Below are 6,091 nucleotides of genomic sequence, written 5' to 3' on the forward strand. Positions count from 1 at the left end.
TAGAGTTGGAACCGGTGCGAAGTACCAAGTGCGAACATCTATACTGGGATTTCGATCTCGATCCCGTTTTTGCAACGGATCAAAATGGTTCTGCCTTCCTGGACAGGGACGACTTCGATAGGAACGAAATGCGAAGGACCTTTATCGGCCGTTACATCTACAGGCCTCGATAATTTTGATCGCCAATAATGGAATTTGCTCTCCTTGATCCCATGGGCAGAGGCAAACTCTTTTTGGCTCCGACCAGAGTCCCGAAACTCCTTTACCAATTTACGCATCCACAAAGCATTCTCCTTTTTTGTCATAATACATATAGTTTATGCCACCAAAGGTAAAAAGACAGGTCATGTCATAAAAGACGTAGTTGCCCGGATGGATACGATGGTGTAATGATTTTGCATATTATTTTTTAGTAGGAGAATATGGAGAAATGCTTAAAAACATTGAACCAGCTAAAGCTTCAAATGATTACCACTTTGACTTAATAAAAACTGTTTCTGATAACACTCATTTGAGTCAAATTGCTTTATTTACAAGATTATTATTTAAAAATCAAATTAGTCAATCTAACTATAATAAAGTTAGAAATGATTTTGAAGAAAAATTTAAAAAATTTCAAGAAGAAAAAGATAGAGAAAAAGAATTACAAAAAGAAAAAGGTATAAAAATTAGAGGTTCAGTAGCTCAACCAATCTCTTCGCCTTTGTTTATATCGACAATTCAAGCTGCATTTTATGAGGGCATTATAAACGAATACGAAGTTTGTAAAAAACTGAATATTAAGCCTGAAAAATTAGATAAATTTATTCAATGATAGTAGTAATCGATACAAGTTCTTTGTTGTCCTTGGTTCGTTATTACTTACCATTTGACCAAAATAATAAGCTTTTTAACTTTATCAAGAAAGAAATACAAAATCATAATATTGTAGTGATCGATGAAGTATTAAACGAGTGTAAATTCATTTCTGGAAAATTGGTTGTAAAAAAAGTAGATTTCTTAATTGATAAAGACTTTTTAAAAGCATATAAAATTCCAGTTAATACTGAAAGCTTAATTCCACCTTCACCTAAAAAATTCTATAACCTCGTAGATAATAATTTTATAACGCCTAACGCAAAAAAGTTAAATAGTGCTCAATTTGAACAGCGAAAAAAGGAGTTTTTAGATTCAGCAGACGCGCGAATGATTATTTACTTATTAACTCAAATTAGTAAAAATTCGTTTGAAAAAATTATTCTTGTAACTGAGGAAACAGAGGGAAGTAATGACAATAAAGCTTTCAAAAAATTACCTGCCATTAGTAGGATTTTGAACATTGACGTAAAGACATTACCTGAATTATTAGAATTTTATTCGGATATAAACTTATCGTTTGAATAAAAAAGCCAGCAGCTAACAAAGATGTGTATAAGCAATGGCTTGTTCCCGCCTACTTGGAAAATCCTGCGGATTTTCCAATGGCAAGTACCTGTTTGAAGTTGTACGTGACGAACCACGCCACTGCTCATACACTAAACGTTAGCTTTAATGCTAAAAAATCCCTGACAGAAATCGAGTTTGTTAAATAAAAATTTAATTTAAAAAAACATGGAAAAAGATAATGAATTTATTGATTTTTATTCTGGAAGTGAAATTGAAATCATTGGTCTTAAAAGCCATTTAGAATCGAATGGCATGTACGGAATAGTTCAGAACGACTTCAACTCGGGGAATTCAGCTGGATTTTTTGGAGGAACTGCGGATGCCATTCGCCTGAAAATAAGAAAAAGTGATATAGAAAAAGCTAAACCAATTCTGAAAGAGTTTATTGGTGCCGAGGATATTGACCAATAACAAATTCTAACAGAAAAATTAACCACAACAACGTTAGGCTTAAATATTGGAGTTCGAAAAGCAACTTAACGGAAACAACTCGGATCGAAAAAAAATAAAAGTACATAAGGCGAACCGTGTAAAAATAAATACTGGTTCTCGCCTACTTGGAAAATCCTGCGGAATTTCCATTTGGTTCGTATTTGCTAAATTAGGTGCTTAAGCACGTCACTAATCATACACTAAACGTGCGCAAGCTAAAAAAACCTCGTGCTGAAATGAAAAAACCGATAAGATTAATAATTTTAACCTTAATATTGTTTGGTTGCTCTGAATATAACACGGACAAAAGTAAGGTTATACAAATTGACAAATTACAGTCTGAAAATGATAGCCTGAAAACGATTATTAATAAAGATAAGACTGATATGAAAACTCAAATAAGCACATTTCTGACATTCCAAGAAAATAATGCTGAAGAGGCAATGAACTTTTACGTGGAATTATTCGACAATTCTGAAATTGTTGACGTTCAGCGATATGGTAAAGATGGACCAGCAAAAGAAGGAACTATTATGAAAGCAACCTTTAAATTGAATGGAAAAGAATTTATTTGTAGTGATAGCCCTATAAAACACGAATGGGATTTTACGCCTGGAGTTTCTATTTGGGTAGAATGTGAAAGCGATGAAGAACTTAAAAAGTTTTTTGAAAAGCTATCAGAAAACGGAAAAGTTATGATGCCGATAGACAATTATGGTTTCAGTCAAAAGTTCAGTTTTGTGGAAGATAAATTTGGTGTTTCTTGGCAACTTAATTTACAATAAATTAACGAATAAACAGGACATAAAAAGCCAGCGCACAACACATATAACTCATAGCTAATTAGTTACTTAATAAAAATTAAAGCATGTTTGGAAAGTCGCCAAACTTTTATCTCAACCCTTTGGGAGATGATTTTCCAACAAAAAAGACCTGCCTGCCGGCAGACAGGAAAATAGTAACCTTTAAAAATCTGGCTTGTGGTTAATCCGAAAATAATTTGCTAATTTGCACGCTACGAGTCATATACAAGACGGTTTACCTGTAATTTATGAGAAACTTTGTGCTAATCATGATGGCTATTACAATTACAAGTTGCAAATCTCCTAAAACAGAATTTTCTGAAGAATTAAATGTGCTCTTTATTGGAAACAGTTTGACTTATTATCACGAAATGCCGCAAACTTTTCAAAAGATGCTGAATGAAACAAATACGAATATTACGCTTGACTAAAGCACTTATCCAGGCTATTCTTTATCTCAGCATTTATCTCGCAAAATCAAATCGACTTCTAAACAGAGAATTATAACTCTTACCGAAAAAAAGATAGTAGAAAAGGATTGGGATATAATAATTCCACAAACTGGAACTGTCAGTGTTTCAATACCTGAAAATCGAGAATTAAAAGTAAATAAAGCCATATCGAGATTCAAAGAATTGACTACAAATAAGGACTGTAAATTTATACTATTTAATACGTGGCCATCTAAAAGAGAATATCCAAAAAAATATTGCTATTCTGGTTATTCTATTGACAAATCAATAAAAGATATTAATTATAATATGCCGATTATAGAAAATTTAGAACAAGAAATTGCTATAATCAATGAATCATATAGTTTAGCTTCAAAATCGAATAATATGATAAAGTCTGACAATGGAAACAAATTCTATCAAGTTAGAAAATCTCATCCCGAAATTGAACTTTATTAAGGCGACATTCATCCGACTTAATATGGAGCTTTTTTAAACGCTTGTGTTTTTTACCAAGTGCTGACTGAAAAAAAAGCATCTGAATTAAAATATAATAGTTAAATTGAATCGGAAATATCGGTATTATTAAAGAAAATAGCGAAATAAAAACTACAGATAATAACTAAGCATTCGTGTGGTCGGTACGACCCAACATGAATGCCGTGTTGACTGAACCGGTGTTGGTCGGTTTGCCTACTATGGGGATTGATTGGATTTAAGATGGGTTTTTAATAGTTGATTTTTTTGTTTGGGAGTATTTGCTTGCTTTATTATTGAAGATTAGAAGTGCAAGATTGGTTTTGCAGTTCCTCTTCGCTTCTTTTCAACGTTTTTCACTCAGTTTCCTTCATTTTTGACCATAGATATCCTGTTGCGCGTGACTTGCGCTTTTTTTTATATAGGTCGTTTTATTTGATTATTGATCTGCTCCAGCCAGTGCCCTGGTGGTCCACGGGCGGTAAAAGTTGCAACGGTAACAAGGTTTCCCTTTTTGCATATTGGACATTTTCGGTGCATCAATGGCCCTGTCTCCCCAAGCTTTGGCATTCCCAGGTCTTTCTGGAGCTGCGGGATCACAGTTCTTTTGTAATAACTGCTCAAAATACCATAATGCCTGATCCGTGTAAATCCCTTGGGCAGGACATGTAGTGCGAAGCGCCTGATGAATTCGGCATCGGGCAGCGCAAGCACAGATTTCTTGCCCCCGTGCCGATAATCCTTTACCATGAACCGTACGTTTCCGCCTTCCAGACCTTTTATCCGATGGTTACTGATGGCAATCTTATGGGTATAGCGGCCCAAGTATTCCACTACCTGTGAAGGCCCCAAGAACGGACGCTTGCAATAGACCACCCAATGATGTTGGAACAGGCTTTGGTAAAAAGAGGGAGGTTGTTGCTTCCCCAGCGCTTTACGCAATCCGGCCACAAATCGAGCCCTGAAGACCTTACTCATTGCCTTTACAGGGAACAGATACTTTCCCTTACTCTTGGCAGGTTTCCATTTGCCCGATCTGGCAATGCCACCCCCGGGAACTATACAGTGCAGGTGCGGGTGCAGCGAAAGGTTCTGCCCCCAAGTGTGCAGGATGGCGACCATTCCCATCCGGCCGCCCAAAAACTTGGGATTGCCACCAAAATCCCGGATAATGCCCCAAGCTGTTTTGAACAGAAGACCGTACGCCAACTTTGGTTCGTACAGACATAACCGGTTCAGCTCCGCAGGTATGGTAAACACTACATGGAAGTAGGGAACCTTCAACAGATCTGCCTCCCTGGCGCGGATCCATTCCTCTTTTTTATGGCCCTGGCACTTCGGACAGTGACGGTTGCGACAACTGTTATAACTAAGGTGCAACCTACCGCAGGTTGGATTCTCACAACGATCGATGTGACCGCCCAAGGCCGAGGTCCGACATTTGCGCAACGCGTGCAGGGTACGTTCTTGCCAGCTATTGGCACAATGAGCGGCAAGGTGCTCCCTGTTTCGCTCCAGGATATGGGCTACTTCATGGACAGGCTTGGACATCCCTATTGGCCATAAAGCCTGTCCAGCGGACTGAACGGCCTTTGCCTGCCCGATTGTGCCACATGGAGGTAGATAAGGGTGGTCTGGATATCTGCATGTCCCAAAAGATCCTTTACGCTCATAATGTCCAGACCCATTTCCAGCAAGTGGGTGGCATAGCTGTGCCGCAGGATATGGGCGGTGATCTCCTTTTGGATGCCACTGTGCCTGCGAGCCTCGCGGACGATCCACTGAACGCCCTGGGAAGAGATCCGGCTCGGTCTGCCTGATTTGTCATTGCCCGTAAAACACCACGTATCCGGGTTTTCTGCCAGGAAGTATCTCTGTAGGCCGCGGACCTGCATTTTGGACAGGGGAACATAACGATCCTTGCGCCCTTTCCCCTGGCGCACGTGCAGCATCATCCTATCAAAATCCAAGTCCTTGCGCTGTAGGTTGCACAGTTCAAAATTGCGAAGTCCACAGCCATAGAGCATGGCCAGGACCAAGCGGTGCTTGAGCAGTTTAGGGGTCTTCAACAGTTGTTTTATCTCTCTTTGGTTCAATACCACCGGGAGTGTCTTGGGACGTTCAATGGAAGGAAGAACCACACGCATCTCGTTCATCCCAAAGAGGCGATAGGCATAGCGAAGCCCGTAGACGGTGTGCTTGAAAAAACTGTCGGATGGCGTCTTGTGCTGCGACTTTAAAACGTGTAGATAGTCCAAGATCTGTTCTTCATCCAGGGCAAGTGGACTACAGTTAAAATGGAGGGCAAGGTGCGCCAGGCAGCGCGCATAGTTGGTAAGGGTACTCTGGCTCTTGCCGGCCAGCTCAACGGAACGCTTTAATTTTTGGTAGAGTTTTGCAAACTCTGGAACGGAAATACAGGCCCTTTCAATGAGGGTGTCGTTTTTTTTTCATAATATTGAGTATTACATTAAACCTTGATCCTAAAGGTAGTGAATCGTG

At 39.0% G+C, this 6,091-nt stretch carries 8 protein-coding genes; 5 read left to right on the forward strand and 3 right to left on the reverse strand.

Annotated features, from left to right (window positions below):
- Nucleotides 1-38: 38 nt before the first annotated feature.
- Nucleotides 39-305, reverse strand: a complete 267-nt coding sequence (gene tnpA, locus H3Z82_RS19220; protein WP_182206421.1) for an IS66 family insertion sequence element accessory protein TnpA — start codon at nt 303-305, stop codon at nt 39-41.
- Nucleotides 306-364: 59 nt separating this feature from the next.
- Between tnpA and H3Z82_RS19225 the strand changes: the two genes are divergently transcribed.
- The 5 genes from H3Z82_RS19225 to H3Z82_RS19700 all read left to right on the forward strand — a co-directional run bounded on the left by H3Z82_RS19225 (nt 365) and on the right by H3Z82_RS19700 (nt 3,091).
- A complete protein-coding gene (locus H3Z82_RS19225; protein WP_182207093.1) occupies nt 365-814 on the forward strand; it encodes a hypothetical protein in 450 nt (149 codons plus the stop codon).
- A complete protein-coding gene (locus H3Z82_RS19230; RefSeq protein WP_182207094.1) occupies nt 811-1,383 on the forward strand; it encodes a PIN domain-containing protein in 573 nt (190 codons plus the stop codon). Before H3Z82_RS19225 ends, H3Z82_RS19230 begins: the two co-directional genes overlap by 4 nt.
- Before the next feature lie 207 nt (nt 1,384-1,590).
- Complete coding sequence (locus tag H3Z82_RS19235) at nt 1,591-1,836, forward strand: DUF2007 domain-containing protein (protein WP_182207095.1); 246 nt, start codon at nt 1,591-1,593, stop codon at nt 1,834-1,836.
- Between the two features lie 257 nt (nt 1,837-2,093).
- Nucleotides 2,094-2,642 carry a VOC family protein gene (locus H3Z82_RS19240; protein WP_235982501.1) on the forward strand — a complete coding sequence of 183 codons (549 nt, stop codon included), beginning with the start codon at nt 2,094-2,096 and terminating at the stop codon, nt 2,640-2,642.
- 266 nt (nt 2,643-2,908) lie between these two features.
- Entirely contained in the window at nt 2,909-3,091 is a 183-nt protein-coding gene (locus H3Z82_RS19700; protein WP_235982502.1) for a hypothetical protein, read from the forward strand.
- Nucleotides 3,092-4,006: 915 nt separating this feature from the next.
- Here the strand turns inward: H3Z82_RS19700 and H3Z82_RS19250 are convergent.
- Both H3Z82_RS19250 and H3Z82_RS19255 read right to left on the reverse strand, forming a co-directional pair.
- On the reverse strand, nt 4,007-5,140 hold the full coding sequence (locus tag H3Z82_RS19250; RefSeq protein ID WP_182202983.1) for an IS91 family transposase: 1,134 nt from the start codon (nt 5,138-5,140) through the stop codon (nt 4,007-4,009).
- Between the two features lie 2 nt (nt 5,141-5,142).
- A complete protein-coding gene (locus tag H3Z82_RS19255) occupies nt 5,143-6,021 on the reverse strand; it encodes a tyrosine-type recombinase/integrase (protein ID WP_317172476.1) in 879 nt (292 codons plus the stop codon).
- Between the last annotated feature and the right edge of the window lie 70 nt (nt 6,022-6,091).

The organism is Gelidibacter maritimus (genome assembly GCF_014062315.1).
Taxonomy (GTDB): Bacteria; Bacteroidota; Bacteroidia; order Flavobacteriales; family Flavobacteriaceae; genus Gelidibacter; species Gelidibacter maritimus.